Annotated in this window: 20 protein-coding genes; 4 read left to right on the top strand and 16 right to left on the bottom strand. The window is 57.6% G+C overall.

The genetic code is table 11. The features are described from left to right. Positions 1 to 38: 38 nt before the first annotated feature. The 12 genes from ubiD to proC form a co-directional block, all read right to left on the bottom strand. A complete protein-coding gene (gene ubiD / locus Q5Y71_RS07860; RefSeq protein WP_306041405.1) occupies positions 39 to 1,502 on the bottom strand; it encodes a 4-hydroxy-3-polyprenylbenzoate decarboxylase in 1,464 nt (487 codons plus the stop codon). Positions 1,503 to 1,654: 152 nt separating this feature from the next. Continuing rightward, positions 1,655 to 1,924, bottom strand: a complete 270-nt coding sequence (locus Q5Y71_RS07855; protein WP_299943106.1) for an RNA-binding protein — start codon at positions 1,922 to 1,924, stop codon at positions 1,655 to 1,657. 270 nt (positions 1,925 to 2,194) lie between these two features. After that, the gene (gene rho / locus Q5Y71_RS07850) at positions 2,195 to 3,454 is read right to left on the bottom strand and encodes a transcription termination factor Rho (protein ID WP_301415551.1); all 1,260 of its coding nucleotides are present in this window, start codon (positions 3,452 to 3,454) and stop codon (positions 2,195 to 2,197) included. A 369-nt stretch (positions 3,455 to 3,823) separates the two neighbouring features. Beyond that, on the bottom strand, positions 3,824 to 4,153 hold the full coding sequence (trxA, locus tag Q5Y71_RS07845; RefSeq protein ID WP_306041400.1) for a thioredoxin TrxA: 330 nt from the start codon (positions 4,151 to 4,153) through the stop codon (positions 3,824 to 3,826). 146 nt (positions 4,154 to 4,299) lie between these two features. Next, positions 4,300 to 5,511 (bottom strand): radical SAM family heme chaperone HemW, encoded by a 1,212-nt coding sequence (gene hemW, locus Q5Y71_RS07840; protein WP_306041399.1) that lies wholly within the window; start codon positions 5,509 to 5,511, stop codon positions 4,300 to 4,302. Continuing rightward, positions 5,501 to 6,118: an RdgB/HAM1 family non-canonical purine NTP pyrophosphatase gene (gene rdgB, locus Q5Y71_RS07835; RefSeq protein ID WP_306041397.1), complete on the bottom strand. Its 618-nt coding sequence runs from the start codon at positions 6,116 to 6,118 to the stop codon at positions 5,501 to 5,503. Before rdgB ends, hemW begins: the two co-directional genes overlap by 11 nt. Positions 6,119 to 6,223: 105 nt before the next feature. Beyond that, complete coding sequence (locus Q5Y71_RS07830; RefSeq protein ID WP_306041395.1) at positions 6,224 to 6,676, bottom strand: DUF4426 domain-containing protein; 453 nt, start codon at positions 6,674 to 6,676, stop codon at positions 6,224 to 6,226. A 180-nt stretch (positions 6,677 to 6,856) separates the two neighbouring features. Next, positions 6,857 to 7,447, bottom strand: coding sequence for a methionine biosynthesis protein MetW (gene metW / locus Q5Y71_RS07825; protein WP_306041394.1), 591 nt, complete (start codon positions 7,445 to 7,447; stop codon positions 6,857 to 6,859). Next, positions 7,447 to 8,577, bottom strand: coding sequence for a homoserine O-acetyltransferase (locus Q5Y71_RS07820; RefSeq protein ID WP_306041422.1), 1,131 nt, complete (start codon positions 8,575 to 8,577; stop codon positions 7,447 to 7,449). Before Q5Y71_RS07820 ends, metW begins: the two co-directional genes overlap by 1 nt. A 166-nt stretch (positions 8,578 to 8,743) precedes the next feature. Beyond that, positions 8,744 to 10,711 (bottom strand): dynamin family protein, encoded by a 1,968-nt coding sequence (locus Q5Y71_RS07815; RefSeq protein ID WP_306041392.1) that lies wholly within the window; start codon positions 10,709 to 10,711, stop codon positions 8,744 to 8,746. Positions 10,712 to 10,860: 149 nt separating this feature from the next. Further along, positions 10,861 to 11,469 (bottom strand): YggT family protein, encoded by a 609-nt coding sequence (locus Q5Y71_RS07810; protein WP_301415559.1) that lies wholly within the window; start codon positions 11,467 to 11,469, stop codon positions 10,861 to 10,863. A gap of 63 nt (positions 11,470 to 11,532) precedes the next feature. Further along, complete coding sequence (gene proC / locus Q5Y71_RS07805; RefSeq protein ID WP_306041390.1) at positions 11,533 to 12,366, bottom strand: pyrroline-5-carboxylate reductase; 834 nt, start codon at positions 12,364 to 12,366, stop codon at positions 11,533 to 11,535. A gap of 141 nt (positions 12,367 to 12,507) precedes the next feature. Between proC and Q5Y71_RS07800 the strand changes: the two genes are divergently transcribed. Continuing rightward, positions 12,508 to 14,514, top strand: a complete 2,007-nt coding sequence (locus Q5Y71_RS07800) for a S9 family peptidase (RefSeq protein WP_306041388.1) — start codon at positions 12,508 to 12,510, stop codon at positions 14,512 to 14,514. Positions 14,515 to 14,692: 178 nt separating this feature from the next. Here the strand turns inward: Q5Y71_RS07800 and Q5Y71_RS07795 are convergent, their stop codons facing one another. After that, positions 14,693 to 15,388, bottom strand: coding sequence for a YggS family pyridoxal phosphate-dependent enzyme (locus Q5Y71_RS07795; protein ID WP_306041386.1), 696 nt, complete (start codon positions 15,386 to 15,388; stop codon positions 14,693 to 14,695). A gap of 68 nt (positions 15,389 to 15,456) precedes the next feature. Here Q5Y71_RS07795 and Q5Y71_RS07790 point away from each other — a divergent pair, with 68 nt between their 5' ends. Both Q5Y71_RS07790 and Q5Y71_RS07785 read left to right on the top strand, forming a co-directional pair. Next, entirely contained in the window at positions 15,457 to 16,491 is a 1,035-nt protein-coding gene (locus Q5Y71_RS07790) for a type IV pilus twitching motility protein PilT (RefSeq protein WP_306041384.1), read from the top strand. A 64-nt stretch (positions 16,492 to 16,555) separates the two neighbouring features. Then, positions 16,556 to 17,707: a PilT/PilU family type 4a pilus ATPase gene (locus Q5Y71_RS07785; protein ID WP_306041382.1), complete on the top strand. Its 1,152-nt coding sequence runs from the start codon at positions 16,556 to 16,558 to the stop codon at positions 17,705 to 17,707. A 129-nt stretch (positions 17,708 to 17,836) separates the two neighbouring features. On the opposite strand, the gene Q5Y71_RS07780 is transcribed toward Q5Y71_RS07785, so the two are convergent. After that, positions 17,837 to 18,577: a LytTR family DNA-binding domain-containing protein gene (locus Q5Y71_RS07780; RefSeq protein WP_306041380.1), complete on the bottom strand. Its 741-nt coding sequence runs from the start codon at positions 18,575 to 18,577 to the stop codon at positions 17,837 to 17,839. Then, on the bottom strand, positions 18,574 to 19,731 hold the full coding sequence (locus Q5Y71_RS07775) for a sensor histidine kinase (RefSeq protein WP_306041378.1): 1,158 nt from the start codon (positions 19,729 to 19,731) through the stop codon (positions 18,574 to 18,576). Before Q5Y71_RS07775 ends, Q5Y71_RS07780 begins: the two co-directional genes overlap by 4 nt. Before the next feature lie 89 nt (positions 19,732 to 19,820). Between Q5Y71_RS07775 and argH the strand changes: the two genes are divergently transcribed. After that, the gene (gene argH, locus Q5Y71_RS07770) at positions 19,821 to 21,281 is read left to right on the top strand and encodes an argininosuccinate lyase (protein ID WP_306041376.1); all 1,461 of its coding nucleotides are present in this window, start codon (positions 19,821 to 19,823) and stop codon (positions 21,279 to 21,281) included. On the opposite strand, the gene cyaY is transcribed toward argH, so the two are convergent. Next, a complete protein-coding gene (gene cyaY / locus Q5Y71_RS07765) occupies positions 21,261 to 21,587 on the bottom strand; it encodes an iron donor protein CyaY (protein ID WP_306041374.1) in 327 nt (108 codons plus the stop codon). The two genes, argH and cyaY, sit on opposite strands and share 21 nt — an antisense overlap. Between the last annotated feature and the right edge of the window lie 7 nt (positions 21,588 to 21,594).

Below are 21,594 nucleotides of genomic sequence, written 5' to 3'. Positions count from 1 at the left end.
TGTGCAGAAATTGGAATGTAGTCAGATTGCAGCGAGACCTAAAGGCCCAGCTTGGACCAGATTTCATCCACTTTTTTGACAATCCCTGAATCCCGCTCAATCGGATTGCCCCATTCCCTGTCCGTCTCGCCGGGCCATTTGTTGGTGGCATCCAATCCCATTTTTGAGCCGAGTCCCGATACCGGTGAGGCGAAATCCAGATAATCAATCGGCGTATTCTCTATCATTACCGTATCCCGCACCGGGTCCATACGTGTGGTGATGGCCCAGATAACCTCTTTCCAGTCCCGCGCATTCACATCCTCATCGGTGACAACCACTATTTTGGTGTACATAAACTGACGCAGGAAAGACCAGATTCCCATCATCACACGTTTGGGATGCCCGATATACTGTTTTTTCATGGTCACCACTGCCAAACGGTAGGAACAGCCTTCGGGCGGCAAATAGAAATCGACGATTTCAGGAAACTGCTTTTGCAATATTGGCACAAACACCTCATTCAGCGCTTCTCCCAGAATCGCCGGTTCGTCCGGTGGGCGCCCAGTATAGGTACTGTGATAAATGGGATTGTTGCGATGGGTGATTTTTTCCACGGTAAATACCGGGAAGCGGTCCACTTCATTGTAATAGCCTGTGTGATCCCCGAAGGGGCCTTCATCGGCAGTGTCCCCGGGGTAGAGAAAGCCTTCCAGAACGTACTCGGCACTGGCCGGTACCTGCAGATCGCTTGAAAGGGCATTTGTAACTTCGGTTTTATCCCCGCGCAGCAGACCCGCAAACGCGTACTCTGACAGAGCATCCGGTACTGGAGTCACAGCGCCAAGAATGGTAGCGGGATCTGCACCGAGGGCCACAGCCACCGGATAGGGGTCACCGGGGTGCTTTTTACACCAGTCGCGGTAATCCAGAGCACCACCGCGGTGGCTGAGCCAACGCATAATCAAACGGTTTTTATCAATCAGCTGCATGCGGTAAATGCCGAGATTCTGGCGTTTCTTTTCCGGCCCACGAGTAATGACCAGTGGCCAGGTCACCAGGGGAGCCACATCCCCTGGCCAGCAGGTTTGGATCGGCAATGTGTGCAGGTCCACCGCATCTTTATCCAGTACAACCTGTTGGCAGGGAGAATCCCGCACCACCTTTGGCCCCATATTGAGCACCTGCTTGAACAGCGGCAGTTTCTCCCATGCATCGCGCAGATTTTCCGGCGGCTGAGGCTCCTTGAGAAACGCGAGTAATTCGCCAACCGCTCGCAACTCCTCCACACTTTCCCGTCCCATACCCAAAGCCACACGCTCCGGGGTGCCAAACAGGTTGGTAAGCACGGGGACATCAGAACCCACCGGGTTCTCAAACAGCAGTGCCGGCCCACCAGAGCGCAACACACGATCTGAGATTTCTGTCATTTCCAGGTGCGGGTCAACGGGATAGCGAATACGTTTCAACAGTTCACGCTTTTCCAGCAACGTGATGAAGTCGCGCAGGTCTCTGTATTTCATGGGCTAACAGGTGAAGACAAAACCGGCGGTCAGTGTAAAACAGAAGATGCAAAATAGGGAGTGGCTCCCTGGCAGGGTGGCTGAGCGGAGGGGGAGAAACGGCCCGCAAGCGATACCCAGCGGGCCGAAAAAATCTTAAGCTTTTCGCTAGCTTAGAAGCGGGGGCGACGCGGACGATCTTCGCGAGGCTTGGCTTCGTTAACGCGAATGTTACGGCCGGACATCGGCTGATCGTTCATCTCTTCAATCGCTTTACGCGCTTCGTCGTCGTTGGGCATTTCTACGAAACCGAAGCCCTTAGAGCGGCCAGTCTCACGGTCAGTAATAACAGTAGCCCGAGAGATTTCTCCGAAAGCACCGAAAGCTTCGTTCAGGTCGTCAGAGGTTACGCCGTAGGCCAGATTTCCAATATAGATATTCACAAAAGGTTCTCACTAGATATGTGGGCTGTCGTGCAGTCACAAATGGAAACCAGCTCCACCAGATTATCCATTTGAGATTGGCCCTTACGGAATTACTCCTGAGCCAATTCAGTTGGGCGCCGCTCAATCACTTGCCTATCCAGCGCCACTCTGTGGAGCTTTATATGCTTATTTGCTCGCCTTTTCAACAACAATCAATCCAAATACTCACCCGATGCAATCCCAGGCACATAAAAAATGCCGGTACCAGCGCCTGATATTTGCTGAACATTACTTACGTTTCATGGACAGGAAGAACTCATCGTTTGTCTTGAAGTCTTTCAACTTATCCACCAGGAACTCCGTCGCAGCCAAATCCTCCATATCGTGGAGCAGTTTGCGCAGAATCCACACCCGCTGCAGCTCGCCCTCTGGCATCAGCAGCTCCTCTCGGCGCGTACCGGAACGGCGCACGTTAATCGCAGGGTAGACGCGTTTTTCAGCAATCTTGCGATCCAGCTGCAATTCCATATTACCGGTACCTTTGAACTCCTCGAAAATCACCTCATCCATCTTCGAACCAGTATCAATCAGTGCAGTAGCAATAATAGACAGGCTTCCACCCTCTTCAATATTGCGTGCAGCACCGAAGAAGCGCTTGGGCCGCTCCAGCGCGTGGGCGTCCACACCGCCGGTGAGCACTTTACCCGAGCTTGGCACCGTTGTGTTATATGCCCGCGCCAGACGGGTAATAGAATCCAACAGAATAACGACGTCCTTCTTGTGCTCAACTAGGCGTTTGGCCTTCTCGATCACCATTTCAGCAACCTGGACATGGCGCGCCGGCGGCTCGTCAAAAGTAGAGGCCACCACCTCACCGCGAACAGAGCGCTGCATTTCAGTCACTTCTTCCGGGCGCTCATCAATGAGCAGGACGATCAGATGACACTCGGGGTTATTGCGGGTAATGGCCTGGGCCATATTCTGCAGCATAATGGTCTTACCAGCCTTCGGTGGTGCCACAATCAAACCGCGCTGGCCCTTACCAATCGGTGCCACAAGATCGATAATACGACCAATAAGGTCTTCGGAAGAACCGTTGCCGCACTCCAGGGTAAGGCTTTCATTAGGGAAAAGCGGGGTCAGGTTTTCAAAGAGAATTTTGTTTCTAGCATTCTCTGGCTTGTCAAAATTGATTTCGTTAACTTTCAATAAAGCAAAATATCTTTCACCTTCTTTGGGTGGGCGAATTTTTCCCGAAATCGAATCCCCTGTACGCAAATTAAAACGGCGAATCTGACTTGGGGAAACGTAAATATCATCCGGTCCCGCGAGATACGAAGAGTCTGCAGAACGTAAAAATCCAAAACCATCTTGGAGGATTTCCAATACGCCATCTCCATAAATATCTTCACCGCTTTTGGCATGGCGCTTTAGGATATTGAAAATAATATCCTGTTTGCGCGACCGGGCCAGGTTTTCCAGGCCCATACCTTTGGCTATTTCGATTAACTCTTCAATGGGTTTGGTTTTTAATTCGGATAGATTCATACCAATTGCTTATTAAGGTTTCTGTTGTCATTTGGCGCGGACACGCCGGAAATTTTTCGAGGAGGGGTTTTAAAAATTAAAAGGTTGCTCTTCTATTTTGCCAAAACACCAAAGTGCCCTTGTCCATCCAGAGCGCAGTATTCGTCAAGCTTATGCGCTCCATCGTCAAATCTGGAGCAGTATCAGATAAGCTCAATCCGAGGAATATAGACGCCGGGAATGGTCAGAGACCCTGTGGAGGGGCGTTTATTTCAGCTGGCCACCAGTTGATTCATAGCCGCCGGGCTATTACAGAACTACAGCCAGTATAACGGGTGTATTCCATCCTGCAAGCAAATTTACCCTCTTTACAGGATGGAACCACCGGGATTACAACTGGCTGTCAATAAATTCAGTCAGTTGGGCACGGGACAGAGCGCCAACCTTGGTGCCTTCAACGTTGCCGCCTTTGAACAGCAACAGTGTGGGAATACCGCGCACATTGTATGTCGCGGGGCTCTCCTTGTTGGTATCCACATCGACTTTGACAATTTTCAGCTTGTCTCCATAGTGCTCTGCAAGGTCATCCAGCACCGGGGCAATCATCTTGCAGGGACCACACCACTGTGCCCAGAAATCCACCAACACGGGCCTTTCAGCCTTGAGTACTTCCGCTTCAAAATCGGCGTCAGTTACATTGATGATTGCGTGCTCGCTCATATTGCTTTCCTGTTCTCTAGTTACTCAGTGCGGGGCCACTCGGAAGCATCAGCGCACGATGCCGGCCGCAGAAATACAGCCGGAGTATGCCAGCTAACGCGTTGATTGGGGCGCTGACACAGAATTCAAGGTCCGGCGCAGGTACCTCACGGCTGTTCCAGAAAGCGTTGCAGAATCTCATCAAGATAATCAAAGCCAAAGGCACTGGCGGCAATACGTCGCTCAAGGGGCTCTACCAGATCCATGGCCACCAGTGTCGGCCAATGCCGCGACAGCACCTCCAGGGACAGTCCGGTATAGCGCTCAAAACTGTACAGGGGCACGCCCTCAACCAAACGCAGGGCGTTCATCAAAAACTCCAGCGGCAGGTCTCCCGTCTCAATCGGATCGACCTGCGGTGCAGCCAGCTCTGTATACAGTAACTCGCGGGCAGGCGCAATCGCCAGGTAGTCCCGCGGGGTGCGCGTGCGCCGTGTACGCAATACCCGGCCATCCCGTGGCAGTGTGACTTTGCCGTGTGCCCCGGCCCCGATGCCCAGATAGTCGCCAAATGACCAATAATTGAGGTTGTGGCGGGATTCCAGCCCCTCTCCGCTGTAGGCGGATATCTCGTAACGGAGATAACCCCGTGAAGTGAGGAACGCACGCCCACTGCCCTGCATACCGGCAATCCGTTCCGGGCCCGGTGTGGAGGGTGGCGCACTGTAGAAGACGGTATTGGGTTCAATAGTGAGCTGGTACCAGGAGATATGCTCCGGTGCCAGGGACACCGCGCGGTGCAGATCTTCCAGAGCTTGCGCTTCCGTCTGTTGTGGCAGACCGTGTATCAGGTCCAGGTTGATATTGTCAAACCCGGCCCTGCGCGCCATGGCCAGGGCGCTGACGGCCTCTTCGCCGCTGTGGATACGGCCCAGGCGGTGCAAGTGGTCGGTATTGAAACTCTGCACCCCGATCGACAGGCGGTTGACACCGGCGGCACGGTAACCGGTAAACTTTGCCTGTTCGAAGGTGCCCGGATTTGCCTCCAGGGTAATCTCAATGTCCCTGGCAAAGCCCACAAGCGCTTCGGCCATCGCCAGGATCTGCCCGATGGCCTCTGGGGAAAACAGGCTCGGGGTACCGCCGCCAAAGAAAATCGACTGCAGCTTGCGCCCCTGCACCCAGGGTAGTTGGCTCTTCAGGTCGCGGCGCAACTGCGCCACATAGTCCGCCTGGGGCAGGGCGTAGTCGGTGTCCGTGTGGTCACGGGCGGCCTGGTGGGAATTAAAGTCGCAATAGGGACATTTGCGTACACACCAGGGAATATGCACGTAGAGACTGACAGGGGGCAGAGCAAGGCTGTTGTCGTTAGCCGGCAAAGCTGGCTCCCAGCATTGCTTGGCGCCAAATGACCTCAAACTTTGCAAGAGCCTGGGCGCGGTGGCTAAGGCGATTCTTCACTTCCTGCGGCAACTGCGCCGAGGTCAAGCCTTCGGCGGCCACATAGAACAGGGGATCATAGCCAAAGCCGTGCTTCCCGGCCGGCGCGTCGAGTATACGCCCGCGCCACTGTGCACAGCACACCAGGGGTACCGGGTCATCGAAACGGCGCACAAAAGCGAGGGCGCAATGAAAACTGGCACCGCGTAAATGCTCTTCGACTCCCCGCAGTGCCTCAAGCAGCTTGCAATTATTGCGCGCATCCGTGGCCCCTGCGCCGGAGTAACGGGCCGAATAGATGCCCGGCGCGCCACCCAGTGCGTCCACCGCCAGGCCCGAGTCATCTGCCAATGCCGGCAGACCGCTGATACGGCTCGCATGGCGGGCTTTAATCAGGGCATTTTCAATAAAACTGAGCCCCGTTTCCTGCACTGCGGGCACACCGAAAGCTGACTGCGGCAAAACCTCTATTTCCCAGGTGCCAAAAAGCTGGGAGAACTCTCGCAACTTGCCGGTGTTACCGCTGGCAAGAACAATGCTTTTCACCTTACCTCACCAACTAAAAAGCGGGCGCCAGGCCCGCAGGGAATCCCATTCAACAGTGTCATTCCCCCGGTACCAGGCACCGCTGGGGACCGGCGGCGGGACCGTTCAGGGCCTGTCCAGCTTACGGCGAAACGTGACTGTCTCTTTTTTGCCGTTGGGCAGACTGACATCCACGTTGAAGGTGAGCGTCTCCTCGTCTTCGAAGCGCAGGGCTGCCAGATAGTAGACCGCATCCCCCTCTCGGATCTCGGTGAACTTCAGCGGCCGCGACTGCTGGATCAGGTTTGTCGCCGAACCCGACATCTCAGCACTGAGGCCGTGGGTCCCACCCTCTTTTTTTACCACCGTCACATTGACGAAGGCGCGGTCCTTGGCCCGTACCAGTTGGTACTTCTGCGCAATATCTGGCTGGATAAAGTCGCTGTTGAAGACCGAATAGACCACCCGATAATCGCCAAAATCCTCATGGCTCTTGATAAGCCGGGCCTGTTGCGCGGCAGCGCTGGACATCCAGAAAAGCAGGGCCAGTGTGGCGGCTGCGACAGGAATGGGTTTCACGCTTCACCTCCAATGGTTTTGGGCACCGACCGGCAAACGGGGTCAGCACTGTATCCCGGTGGCGTGCTCACAACCCATAAGCACCCACCCCAAGCGGCTCGCCGTGTCCGTGATAGGGATACAAGACATGGCGCCGGAATCATTATTCGGCAGCGCATCATTGGTCACCGGACTACTAGTTTAGCGAGTCAGATGGTAGATCGCGGTCTCACCAAATAAATTGGGTAAATACTCTTTAAAAATCCCGCCCGGCATAGATTCGCATACTACCTGGCGATGCAAAATAGTCCAAATGCGCTCCCTGCACAACACCTCGAAATCCCGGAAAGTACAAAAATGAATATTGGGTGTGTCATACCATTCATAAGGTAATAGGTCGGAAACCGGCATGCGCCCGGAGAAGGCCAGATGCCAGCGGGCTCTCCACTGGCCGAAATTGGGGAAGGTGATGATGCAATCGCGCCCCACCCGCAGCATCTCCTCTACAACCAGGTGAGGGTGTCTGAGTGTTTGCAGGGCCTGGGTCATCACCACCGTATCAAAGCTCCCATCGGAAAAATTGCCGAGCCCCGCATCCAGGTTCTGCTCAACCACATTCACACCGCGCTCTACACAGCGTGTGATCTTTCCCGGGTCAATCTCCAACCCATAGCCTTTCACACCCCTGTTCTTGCCCAATTGCTCCAGCAGCGCACCGTCGCCACAACCCAGGTCGAGTACACAGCTGCCGTGCGCTATCCATTCCTGGATCACATCCAAATCTATCCGCATCAGCGCATCTCCTCTGCCACCCGCTGCATATAGGCGAGAAAGAGAGTTTCGTAGCGCTCACTCGGCAGCAGAAAAGCATCGTGGCCCATAGCCGACTCAATTTCCGCATAGCTCACAGGTATATTGGCGTGCATCAATGCATCCGCAATCTCCCGCGAACGCTGCGGCGCAAAGCGCCAGTCGGACGTGAAGGCAACCAACAGGAAACGGCAGCGGGCATTGGCAAATGCGGCCACAGGGTCGTCACCGTACTCCCGCGCGAGGTCGAAAAAGTCTAGGGCACGGGTCATCAGAATATAGGTGTTGGGATCGAAACTGCTGGAGAAGGTATCGCCCTGGTGGCGCAGATAGCTCTGTATCTGGAACTCCACTTCCTCAGTACCCTGCTGGAAACTGCCGGTGCGCAATTCCCGGCCAAACCTGCGCCCCAAACCATCGTCGGAAAGATAGGTGATATGGCCTATCATACGCGCCACTGCGAGGCCGCGACGGGGTAACTTTTTCCGCTCCAAATAGCGCCCCTCGCAAAAATCCGGGTCTGAAGTGATGGCCTGGCGAGCGGTCTCATTGAAAGCGATATTCTGCGCCGATAATTTCATCGCCGAGGCAATCACCACACAGTGGCGCAACCGCTCTGGATATTCCAGTGACCAGCGCATGGCCTGCATGCCGCCCAGGCTGCCACCGATCACCGCCGCCCACTGCTCGATTCCCAACAGGTCTGCAAGGCGCGCCTGGCTGTGTACCCAATCGCGCACCCGCAGAAAGGGAAAATCCGGCCCCCAGGGTTTGCCGGTGTCAGGATTGATGGAAACCGGCCCGGTGGAGCCATGGCAGCCGCCCAGGTTGTTGGGGGCAACCACAAAAAATGTATTGGTATCAATCGGTTTATCGGGGCCAATATAGTGATCCCACCAGCCTGGCCGCTTGTCATCAGGACTGTGCCACCCGGCGGCGTGGTGGTGACCCGAGAGGGCATGACAGATGAGTACCGCATTGCTCTTCTGGGCATTCAGCACACCGTAGGTTTCGTACACCAGGGTGTAGTCCTGCAGAATGCGCCCGCAGGCCAGGGACAATGGTTCGATAAACCTGTGGCGCTTGGGGGTGACAAGACCTACAGAGCCCATGGCGTTGGCACTCTGATCCTTCTCAGGCGTAGTGGGGTTTTCCGTGAACAAGGCGTTTATATCTGTCGATTACTTGGAGGCTGGCAACTACCGGAGCAGCAAGTGTACGGGAGCGCCGCAGCGGATGACAATCGCAGAAACCGCCCGTGGAAAACGCCTGCCCTGTTCAGCAGTTGAGAGAGGTCTTTAGTGGCGTGACATTACGCGCGCGGGGTGCCCGAGCCAATGGTTGAGGAGTGGAAGCGCTGTGGCGTAGCAACGCCTCCAGTGCCGACAGGGCCCCGTCATTGCGCAGCACCTCGTCCTCCAGGCTGCGCAGATTGGTGCGCCGACTGCGGCTTTTCTGTTTCAACTCGGTAAGCTTGATCAGTTGTCGGTTCAACAGATGCTTCTGGTACTGGGCATGTTGCTTGAGAGGATCCAGGGCCCGCTCCAGCCAGACCTCTGCGGCACTGCTCATCTCACCGTAGAGCCGTCTCACCTCACTGGCGAGGGTCGCGATAAAGCGCTCGCTCAGTCGATTGCGTCGCGCCAGTAACAATTGCGGCGAGCGGCGTAGCTGGGCCGCCTGACCGTGCAGGCCGCGCAGGGTGGCACGGAATTGTCGAATATTGAAATACTCTCCGGTACTGGCCGCCTTCTTCAGACTGGAGCGCTCGAAAACGGCATCCAAAAGACGGTTGACCTGGTTGACCTCGCGCTCAAGATTAGAGAGCTGGTGATCGACACCCACCATAAAACTCTCGATGGCTTTGGCCAATCCCATGGGCGTCCAGCGTTTGTGCAATGCTTTGCTGGTGTCTTCGATCAATAGCTGCAGCTGGTGGCTGGAAATTGGGGCCAATAGAGACGGGCTCCGACGCATCAGCATGCGCTGGCTGGATTTGAGCGTGAGCAGCTCCTGGTGACACAGCTTGTGCTGTTCACGCACCGTCTGCTGCAACTGGCTCAGCTCCGCCAGTTGCTCCCGGGTACTGGTGCTGTTTCGCTGCAGGTGTGTCAGCGCCGCGCGACCACTGTTGAGACGGCGTTTGAGCAGATCGCGGGTATCTGCCATCAAAGTCAGGGCCTGGTGCAGGGCGCGGTGCTCTGCCATCTTCTGGCGATGTTCCAGCAGGCGCTGCACCAGGAGAGTTTCAAAATCGGCAAAGCGGCTGTTGCGCATAAGCGCCACATCACTTTGCTGTCGCGCCAGCAGCGCCATTTTCGCCGATACAGCAGTGACACTTTCACGGGGCAGCGACAATAGACCGGCGACCTGGGCGCGCATTCGCTGCAACAAAATCTCGACATCCTCATCGGGGTCCTCCCAGAGAACATCCACTTTATTCAGCAGTGCCATCACCGCCGTGCCGCGATGATTGCGCAGGGGTGCCAGGTGGGTCTCCCACATATGCATATCGGTACCGCTGACACCGGCGTCCGCGGCGAGCAGGAAGGCCACCGCCTGGGCTCCGGGCAGGGTGCCGAGTGTCAGCTCGGGCTCATTGCCAAGGGCGTTTAGACCCGGTGTGTCGATGATGCGCAGCCCCTGATCCAGCAGCGGGTGTGGCAGGCAGATCAGGGCATAGCGCCAGGCGGGAATCTCTACCAGTTTGCCATTGTCATTCAGGTGGCGGCGGTCAAAGCCGTATCGCGCCGCCTCCTCCGGTTTCACCGACTTGGTCGCGGCAACCTTCAACAGGGCTGCGCGGGTGGCCTCGGGATCATTGGCATCGAACTCGTGGGTGACCCACTTTTGTGGAATGCGGCGGAAACTCTCCAGACTGGTATTGGTGGCGAGGGTTTCGATCGGCAGCAGGCGCAAGCTGGCGTACTCGGCGCCATCGTTGAAGATCTCCGTGGGGCACATGGTAGTGCGCCCGGGTTTGGAGGGCAGCAAGCGCTTGTCGTAAGTCTGTGACAACAGCGCATTGATCAGCTCAGTTTTGCCTCGGGAAAATTCCCCCACCAGAACAAGGGTAAACTGGTCTTCGGTGAGCAGAGTGCGCGCCTGCTGCACAGCCTGGCGGGCCCCGGCAGAATTGGGGAAGTAGCGCTCCAGCCACTCGCTGAAAAGGGCAAACTGGCAGTCCAGATTCTTTTTCCAGCGGTCGTAGTCCGCAATATGCTGGCGTAAAAGTGCGTCTTCCATGTCAAGGCGTTCTTATTGTTGACAACCTGGATACAGATCCCCCGCCCGTTGCAGCCGGCGGGAGCCAACCGCTTCCAGTATAAGGGCCCGACGCTCGGGCAAATGCGACCCAGTGCGCAGCGCAAGAAATCTTCCCTGCGCAGCATCCTTCACAAGCCGGGGATATGCCAAAATAGCTGGTACACAAAAGCGGGCATATTGGCCATCTGCGCAAAACCCAGCAACAGTTTGTCTGCCACTGTCAGCAGGATAAACACGAAAATCGGGCTGATATCAATCACCCCCAGAGGCGGTATCAACCTGCGCACCGGGGCACAGAAGGGCTCCAGCAGCTGGCGCAGCAACATCAGTGCTGGATGGCCACTGTGGGGGGCGATCCAACTGAATACGATGGAAATCAGCAGGCCGATAAACACCACCGCGATCACCGTGGCAACACAGCCGATCAAAGACCACAGCAGCGCACTGAGAGGGTTAAACAACCCAAAGCCGGCCAACAGTCCACAGGCCAATATCATCGCCAGTCCCACCAGCAGCGCCAGCACCACCGAAGCCATATCAACGCCAAGTACCCCGGGAACCACCTTGCGCAGGGGCAACAGCAGTGGATTGGTGATCTTGACGATCCCCTGGGAAATGGGGTTGTAGAAATCCGCACGGGCCAGCTGCAGTAACAAGCGCATCAACACCGCAAACAGGTACAGGATACCCAGGGTCGCCACCAGGAAGACGCCGATATTGCTGAAGGTATTTGTCATTGAAAACCCCTGAAGCGTGACTGATAGGCGATGCTGCCTGCATCACCCAATTGATTGATAATCCTAGCGGTCCAGTTCCCGCTCCATCTCTGAAGCGCGTTCGGCGCAATCGCGCATGGCCTCGGCCACCAGCTGGAAGAGTCCCCCCTGCTCAAAACGCTTTACGGCACACTCTGTGGTACCACCCGGTGACATCACATTGCGCTTCAGCTTGGCCACATCCTCTTCGCTGGCCATGGCCAGTTTGGCGGCACCCAGGGCAGTTTGCAACACGAGGCGCTCCGCATCGGCGCGGGCAAATCCGCTGGCGACAGAGGCCTCAATCATGGCCTCCATAAACAGGAAAAAATAGGCTGGGGCAGAGCCCACCACAGCAATGATCTGGTTGATTTCACACTCTTCCCGGACCCACAGGAAAATCCCCACCGCATTGGCAATCCGCTCGGTGATGGCGCGATGCTCAGCGGTCACGCCTGCGCCCGCATACAAACCGGTCGCCCCCGTCTGCACCAGCGCCGGGGTATTGGGCATGGCGCGCACGATGGGCAGGTGCTCACCGAGCCAGCGCTGATAGGCAGCCAGGGGTATGCCGGCTGCAAAACTGATGATCAGCGGATTGTGCCCGTCCAGGTGCGAACGCAGACCCGTGCACAAGTCGCGCATCGCCTGGGGCTTGACCGACAATACAATCACATCCGCATCACCGATCGCGGTAAGAGTATCACTGTGCGCCGCCACACCGTGGCGTTTCGCAAACGCTGCCAGCTTTTGGGGATCGCGCCCGGTTGCCACAATCCTGTCCGCCGGGTAGCCGGCCGCCAACAGGCCGCCGATCACCGCACCGCCCATATTGCCGGCACCGCCGATAAAAACGATTTTGGGATCTGTCGCAGTCACTCGGATTACCTCGGCAAGCACCCAGCTCATCTGCTGTAAATTTCAACACTGTTTCCCCTGTTGAGGATTCCGTTAATATGTGGCCATCTCATTCCAATAACAAGAGAGCTGTGCCTGTGCGGGCCAGCCAAGGAGAACACTATGTACCAGTGGCGCTCTTTAATCACTGCCGTACTGCTCGGTGCATCGGGCCTGGCCAGTGCGGTGGAGAGCCGTACGGAAAACAGCGGCCAGTTGCTGCTGGAAGATGTCCCCTCCATTCCCCAGAGCATTGTCGACAGGCTGAACCGCTACCAGAATGTGCGCTCGGCCAGTTTCCGCGGCTGGGATATGGAGGGCATCGGCCTGTTTGTCAGCACCCGTTTTGGCGAGGTGAACCAACTGCACAAGGTGGAGCGCGCCGGTGGTGCCCGCCGCCAACTGACCTTTTTTGAAGAACCGATCGGCACCGTGGCCACCCGTCCGGAACACCGGCAGCTGGCTTTCACCATGGATGCCGGTGGCAACGAATATGCGCAGATCTTCCTGTTCGATATCGGCAGCGGCAAGCACAAGATGATAACCGACGGCGAATCCCGCAACGGTGCCTTGCTGTGGAACAAACAGGGGGCTGCCCTGGCTTACCAGAGCACCCGTCGCAACGGCAGCGCCAACGATATCTGGCTGAGCACCTTTGACGGTGATACCCAAAAGGACCGCCTGATCGTGAAGGCCGAGGACGGCAGCTGGTGGGGTCCCGCCGGTTTCTCCCAATCCGGCAACCAGCTGCTGGTGCTGCAATACCTCTCCTCGACGCGCTCCCTGGCCCACCTGCTGGATCTCGACAGCGGCGCACTGACACTGGTAGCCGGAGGTGGTGAAGACGACTCGCGCAACTTTCCCGCGGGCTTTAGCCACGACGACCGCTCTGTCTACCTGATAAGCGACCGAGGTGGCGAATTCACCCAACTGATTCGCAAGGACCTGGCCAGTGGCGATGAAAAAGTGATTAGCGCTGATATTCCCTGGGACATCAGCAATTTTGTACTGAGCAAAGATGGCCGTCGCGGCGCCTTCACAGCCAACGAGAACGGCTTATCCGCGCTCTACCTGTACGATCCGCGCGACGACCGCTACAGCAAAGTGGATGCCCTGCCCATCGGGGTTATCGGCGGCATTGAATTCACGCCGCGGGGCGACAAACTGGCACTTTCCCTGAACACACCAAAGACCCCCACCGACACCTTTGTGCTTGCCCTTGGCCGGCATCCGCTGTCCAGTGGCGATCTCACCCGCTGGACCTACAGCGAAGTGGGCGGCCTGAATACCGGCAAATTTGTCGAGCCGGAACTGGTGCACTACCCCACTTTCGATACAGTCGACGGCAAGGCCCGCGAGATTCCCGCCTTCATATACAAGCCGCGCGGGGCCGAGGGCCCGGTACCGGTCATTATTTCCATCCACGGGGGACCGGAGGGCCAGTACCGCCCGATGTTCTCCAGTACCTACCAGCTGTGGCTGGAAGCGCTGGGTGCCGCGGTCATCGCGCCCAATGTGCGGGGTTCCGCTGGCTACGGCAAAAGTTACCTGGCCATGGATAACGGCTATAAGCGCGAGGACTCGGTCAAGGACATCGGTGCCCTGCTGGACTGGATCGCCACACAGCCTGATCTGGATGCGGAGCGGGTCGCCGTGTTCGGTGGCAGCTACGGCGGCTATATGGTACTGGCCGCCGGTATGCACTACTCAGATCAACTCAAGGCGGCAGTGGATATCGTGGGCATTTCCAACTTTGTCACCTTCCTGACCAACACCAAGAGTTACCGCCGCGACCTGCGTCGGGTGGAATACGGTGATGAGCGCGACCCCCAAATGCGCGCCTTTCTGGAGAACATCAGCCCCAATAACAATGTGGAAAAAATCCAGGTGCCCATGTTTGTGGTGCAGGGGCAAAACGACCCCCGCGTGCCCGTTACCGAAGCGGAGCAGATTGTGGCAGCCCTGCGCGAAAACGGCAACGAAGTGTGGTACATGAATGCGCTGAACGAAGGGCACGGCTATCGCAAGAAGGAAAACCGCGATGCCTTTACCCAGGCCACCGCGCTATTTTTTGCCACCTACCTGCTCAAAGAGAAACAGAAAAAGAATCTGGCGCAATCCCGGCCTTGATCCCGGTACATTCGATCCCTCCACGGCCCTGCGGGGCCGTTTTTACTGCAAGACTTCTACCCCAGCACCTAGAGCCCATGCCCGCTGGATGGCGAGGATACCTCTGACAGAGATCACAACGGGCTTGCAATAACAGTATTCCCGGCGCCGGAAAAGAGCGCAGACCACGGTAAACAGACTATTTCCGCACGCCAAAAATATCTGTGCCGATGCGCACAATGGTGGCACCACAGGCGATCGCCATCTCCATATCTGCCGACATTCCCATCGACAGGGTATCCAGGGGCTGTTCGGGAAATTGCTCGCGCAACGCCTGCAGCAGGCGCGCCAGCTCGGCAAAAGGCCTGCGCTGTTGCGCCGGGTCCCGCCGCGCCGCAGGGATCGCCATCAGCCCGCGCAAGCGCAATCCCGGCAGTGGCACCACGGCCTGTACCAGCGCTGCCACTGCCTGCGGGGCAACACCAGACTTGCTGTGCTCCCCATCAATATTCACCTGCAGGCAGATATTCAGCGGTGACTGTGTATGCGGACGCTGTGCGGACAGGCGCTGGGCAATTTTCAGTCGATCCACGCTATGTACCCACTGGAAGTGCCCGGCCACCGCACGGGTTTTGTTGGACTGCAGTGGTCCAATAAAATGCCAGCAAATATCCAGGTCCGCCAGTCTGTCCTGCTTTTGCAGGGCCTCCTGCAGGTAGTTTTCGCCAAAGTGGTGCTGGCCGGCCTCGTAGACGCTGCGTATCGCCTCCGCCGGTTGCGTTTTGGAAACCGCCAGCAGGGTGATTTCTGCGGGGTTGCGAGCGCAGTTGTTGCAGCATGTCACAATCCGCTCACCGACTGCATTCAGGTTTTCGACGATGGTCTCTTTGCGCATATACTGGGGCCCGTACCGAATTGAGCGGCAATTTTACCTGAGCCAAAATAAGAACCTAAGGTAGCAGTATGGATATCACGGAACTCCTCGCCTTCAGCGCCAAGCAAAACGCCTCGGACCTGCACCTCTCCGCCGGCTTGCCGCCGATGATCCGCGTGGACGGCGATGTGCGCCGCATCAATCTGCCGGCAATGGAGCACAAGCAGGTGCACGGCCTGATCTACGAGATCATGAACGACAAGCAGCGCAAGGACTACGAGGAAATCCTGGAGACAGACTTTTCCTTCGAAGTGCCCGGCGTGGCGCGCTTTCGTGTCAATGCGTTTAATCACAACCGCGGCGCCGGTGCCGTCTTCCGGACCATCCCCTCCAAGGTACTCACCATGGAAGACCTGGGAATGGGACAGGTATTCAAGCAAATTTCAGACACCCCCCGCGGCCTGGTGCTGGTCACAGGCCCCACCGGTTCCGGCAAGTCCACCACCCTGGCGGCGATGATGGATTACATCAATGACAACAAATATGAGCACATTCTCACCATTGAAGATCCGATCGAATTTGTGCACGAATCCAAAAAGTGCCTGGTGAACCAGCGCGAGGTGCACCGGGATACCCATGGTTTTGCCGAAGCGCTGCGTTCGGCACTGCGTGAAGACCCGGATATTATCCTGGTGGGTGAGATGCGGGATTTGGAAACCATTCGCCTGGCACTCACCGCTGCGGAAACCGGCCATCTGGTCTTCGGTACCCTGCACACCACTTCCGCAGCCAAAACCATCGACCGGGTTGTGGATGTCTTTCCGGCACAGGAAAAGGCCATGGTGCGCTCCATGCTGTCAGAGTCCCTGCAGGCGGTTATCTCCCAGACTCTACTCAAGAAAACCGGCGGCGGTCGTGTCGCCGCCCACGAAATCATGCGCGGCACCCCGGCAATTCGAAACCTGATCCGCGAGGACAAGATCGCCCAGATGTATTCCGCCATCCAGACCGGTGCCAGCACCGGCATGCAGACCATGGATCAATGTCTGGAAGATCTGGTGGCGCGCCGTATCGTCAGCCGAGAAGTTGCGCGGGAAAAAGCCAAGATACCGGAGAACTTCTAAGCATCAATTCTACCCGGGCCACAGGCGGGGCCCATCACTTCAAGCATAAATTGCGGTAACCACCATGGAAATTGAAAGACTTCTACAACTGGTTGTAGAGAAAGGCGCTTCGGATCTGTTTATCACCGCTGGCATACCACCCTCCATCAAACTGCACGGCCGCGTGGCGCCCGTTAGCAGCACCTCGCTCACGCCGGAGAAGGCACGCGAGCTGGTGGTGGGCACCATGAGTGAAAAGCAGCGGCGCGAATTTGCCGAGAAAAAAGAGCTGAATTTCGCCATTGCGGTGCGCAATGTAGGCCGTTTCCGGGTCTCGGCATTTTTCCAGCGCAACCTGGTGGGTATGGTACTGCGCCGCATCGAGACTAAGATCCCCACTATCGACGGGCTCGGCCTGCCGGATGTGCTCAAAGGCCTGGCCATGACCAAGCGCGGCCTGATTATTTTTGTGGGCGCCACCGGCACCGGTAAATCCACCTCGCTGGCCTCCATGATCGGTCACCGCAATGAGAACTCCAAAGGTCATATCATCACCATTGAAGACCCCATTGAGTTTATCCACCAGCACCGCGGCTGTATTGTGACCCAGCGCGAGGTGGGCCTGGATACCGAATCCTTCGAAGTGGCCCTGAAAAACACCCTGCGCCAGGCACCGGATGTGATCCTGATTGGAGAGGTGCGCTCGCGGGAGACCATGGACCACGCCATCGCCTTCGCCGAGACCGGCCACCTGTGCCTGTGCACCCTGCACGCCAACAACGCCAACCAGGCCCTCGACCGCATCATCCATTTCTTCCCCGCGGACCGCCACGAGCAGATGTTTATGGACCTGTCACTGAACCTGAAGGCGATGGTCGCACAGCAACTGGTACCGACACCAGATGGGGACGGCCGCCGCGCCTGTCTGGAAATCATGATCAACACCCCGTTGATGTCAGACCTGATCCGCAAAGGCGAGGTGCACAAAATGAAGGAACTGATGAAGCGCTCCGGCGAGCAGGGTATGCAGACCTTTGATCAGGCCCTCTACGAACTCTACGACCGCGGTGAGATCACCTACGAGGATGCCCTCGCCCACGCGGACTCCTCCAACGACCTGCGCCTGATGATCAAGCTCAAATCCGAATCCGATGCCGAATACTTAAACAGCGCCGCAGGTGAATTGAGCCTGCAAAATGATTCGGAATACGGTGATGGTGGGCCACAATTATATTGACATCCAAAAGTAACCAGTCACGATGTCCAGGCAACAGATGGATCTTTGTACCCGCTGTTGCGTAGAGTGAAGATGCTGTTGGAAATATCTCAACAAGCGCGGTGTTTTTTCTTTTACCGAACAGTGTGTTCAGCAGATTTCTGCAATCAGGGTCTTTACGGACGACAACATGCGCCGGCTCACCAACGGTGCCTCTGTCACTCCCTCTAGCTCTACCCGGTAATGGCCGCCCTCCTTACGCAGGCCAACGATATACTCCCGGGCCACCAGGGTGCTGCGGTGCACGCGCACAAAGCGCGCGCCGAACTCGCGCTCCAACTCCTTCAGGGATTCATCCAGGATCGTTTCACCGGCGGGGTGATGGGCCAGGACATATTTGCTGTCGGCAATCAGGCAGCGGATGGCGTTCACCAGCAAGAGTTCCACCCCCAGACGGCTCACAGCCTTGATACGGTTGCGTCCAGGGTGTTTCCGTGTGCCCTGCAACAGTTTTTGCTGGGGTTTGCTGAGGCGCTGCACCTTTGCCATCGCCTGGCGCAGCTGTTCGATACTGACCGGCTTGAGTAAGTAGCCAACCGCCGAAGTAGCAAACGCGGGCAGGGCGAATTCATCGTGGGCAGTGCAAAAAATGATTGCCGGCGGGCAGTCGCGGGCAGCCAGCTGCTGCGCCAGCGCCAGGCCACAGCCGCCGGGCATTTCAATATCGAGTAAAATAAGATCCGGATCCAGTAATTGCACCTGTAAAAGTGCGGACTCGCTATCCGCAGCTTCACCCACCAACGAGCATTGCTCGATGGTACCCAGTTGCCGTTGCAGGCGCATACGGGCCAGGGGCTCGTCATCGACAATCAGGACTCGCAACTGGGTCACTGCGTCACCTCGGTATGCCTTTTGCTTTTCATCGCGACCCCTGTTCCCCGCTGAGCCGACTCCCTCGGCAGCAAGGGTAGCTGCAGGACCACCCGATAGTGGTCGTTCTCCCGACCGGCGGTAAACCTGAAGCGATCACCGTAATAGGCCGCGAGACGCTGGCGGATATTCTCCATGGCCATACCATTGCTTTCCCTGCAAAGGCGCACAGTTTCCTGCGGCAGGGGGTTGACGATAGTGATGCTGAGGGCGCCGTCCCGGGCTCTGCATTGCACTGTGATTTCTCCACCCTTGCGCAACTGCGCCACGCCGTGCAAAACAGCGTTTTCAAGCAGGGGCTGCAGCAGCAGACTGGGCAGTTGGATTCCCTCCAGCCCTGCCTCCAGCTGCCACTGCTGCCTCAGGCGCCCCCCCAGCCGCAGCGCCTCTATCTCCAGGTAGCGCCGGGCCAGAGTGACCTCCTGCTGCAGGGGTACCAGCCTGGATTCGGCAAGGCTGGCGCGAAACAGCGTGCATAAATCCTCCACCAGCCGCTCGGCGCGGTCCGGGTCCACAGCGATCAGACTGGCCAGGCTGTTCATACTGTTAAACAGAAAATGCGGGCGGATACGGGACTGCAACGCTGCGATGCGCGCACCCAGCTCTGCCTGCTGCTGGTTGACAAGCTGCTGCTGCAGGTAGGCATAGCGCAGTACCACGCCGGCGCAGATAGCGCCCAGGAGACAGTCGCCAGCAAACCCCCACCAGTCAAAACCGGCCTGCAACAAGTGCGCGCGCAGGGCGCGCTGGATCGCCATAACAGCGCCCAATACAGCGAGCACCGCAGTGAAACTGAGCCCGACGGCCCGTTTGTGGGACAACCGGGACAAATAGGGGCGCAAGTGACACAAGACCGCTGCCGAGGGCAGTATCACCCACTGGACCAACAGCGACACCAGCCCCAGGCGCTGCCAGTTGAATTCACGCAATCCATCCAGAGCCAGTACCAGCACCAGGGCCAGCAGCTCCCCCATCAGTACCAGTGCCACCAGAGCGGTGGCACTGCACAGGTCCGGCAGAAAAGGGAGCGTATTGGAAATCGCAGAATCCTTGTCATTAACGTCAGGTTTTCGAATTTTCTGCGATATAATGCCCGGCGGCCTGGGAAATGACATGCAGTTGTTATTCTTGATTGTCCTTAAACTCACAGGGCAAGATACCACCAAGCTCCCCGGTCTTTCACCTCACTGCAGCCAGGAAAACCATGAGCAATCACAAAGTCCCCACCAGCTCCGCCAACAACCCGGCCGCCAAACCCTGGGGCGGTCGCTTCAGCGAGGCCACCGATACCTTTGTCGAGCGGTTTACCGCCTCGGTCTCCTTCGATCAACGTATGGCACTGGAGGATATCCAGGGCTCCCTTGCCCATGCGCAGATGTTGTCGGAGGTTGGGGTATTGAGCGATGGGGAGTACCGTAAAATCGCCACTGGCCTGGGGGACATCGCCGAGGAAATTAAAACCGGGACATTTCCCTGGTCGGTGCAACTGGAGGACGTGCATATGAATATCGAGGCGCGCCTGACCGAGCGTATCGGCCCCATCGGCAAAAAACTGCACACCGGTCGCTCCCGCAACGACCAGGTGGCAACGGATATTCGCCTGTGGCTGCGCGGCCGTATTGACCGGATCGCCGCCGAACTGACCCGCCTGCAATCGGGACTGGTAGCGCTGGCCGAACGCGAGGCCGATACCATCATGCCGGGCTTCACCCACCTGCAGAGTGCACAGCCGGTGACCTTCGGCCACCACCTGCTGGCCTGGAACGCCATGCTCACCCGGGATTTCGAGCGCTTGATGGATTGCCGCAAGCGCCTGAACCGCTCGCCCCTGGGCGCCGCCGCACTGGCCGGCACCAGCTACCCGATTAACCGCGCCCGCACCGCCGAACTGCTGGGCTTCGATGCGCCCAGCGAGAATGCCCTGGACGCGGTCAGTGACCGGGATTTTGCCATCGAATTCTGCGCCTTCGCCGCACTGCTGCTCACCCATCTGTCCCGTGCCAGCGAGGAACTGGTGCTCTGGGCTTCCAGCCAGTTCGATTTTATCGATCTGCCGGACCGTTTCTGCACCGGCTCCTCCATTATGCCGCAGAAGAAAAATCCGGACGTGCCGGAATTGGTGCGCGGCAAGACCGGTCGCGTCAACGGCCACCTAGTGGCTCTGCTGACCCTGATGAAAAGCCAACCGCTGGCGTACAACAAGGACAATCAGGAGGACAAGGAGCCGCTATTCGACACCGCCGATACCGCACTGGACTGCCTGCGCGCCTTTGCGGATATGGTGCCGGCACTGCAGGCAAAAAGAAGCAATATGCTCAAGGCTGCGGCCAGGGGATTCTCCACCGCCACAGACCTGGCCGACTATCTGGTACGCAAGGGCGTTGCCTTCCGGGATGCCCATGAGATTGTCGGCCAGTCGGTGTCTTTTGCCATCGAACAGGACAAGGACCTGGCAGAACTGAGTTTGCACCAACTGCAGCAATTCAGTGGAGAAATTGGTGAGGACGTGTTTGCCGTGCTCACTCTGGAGGGCTCCGTCGCTGCCCGTAGCCACATTGGCGGTACCGCGCCGGTGCAGGTGCGCAAGGCCTGCGCCCAGGCGAGAAGCGCGATCGCACTGCGCACTGTGCCTTCCGGGACCGGCCTACAGGGACAGTGCCAATGACACCGGCTCTCCCTGCTGATCGCTCAAGACACGATCCAGCAACGCTGGCAGGTCTTCACCGGTGCTAGCGCATGTCCAACCAGCAGGGGCGAAAGCCAGATGGTAGCCACCGGACCTGGCCGCCACCCAAAGTTCGCAACTGGCCGATTGGCGCGAGATAATAACCTGGCTGCCATTGTCTTCCAGTGTCAGGGTCAACACGGCGCCATTGCGCTCGAAGTCAATATCCCAGGCGCAGTTATCCACAGCGTCCTCGATCGCCATCAGGGTGTGTTCAACAGCTGCGTCGTATCTGGTCTGACTCATGTTTTGT

The sequence above is a fragment of the Microbulbifer sp. 2205BS26-8 genome, from assembly GCF_030731025.1.
GTDB lineage: Bacteria > Pseudomonadota > Gammaproteobacteria > Pseudomonadales > Cellvibrionaceae > Microbulbifer > Microbulbifer spongiae.
The sequence above is the reverse complement of the archived record's forward strand: the minus strand, read 5'-3'. Positions and strand labels throughout refer to the sequence as shown.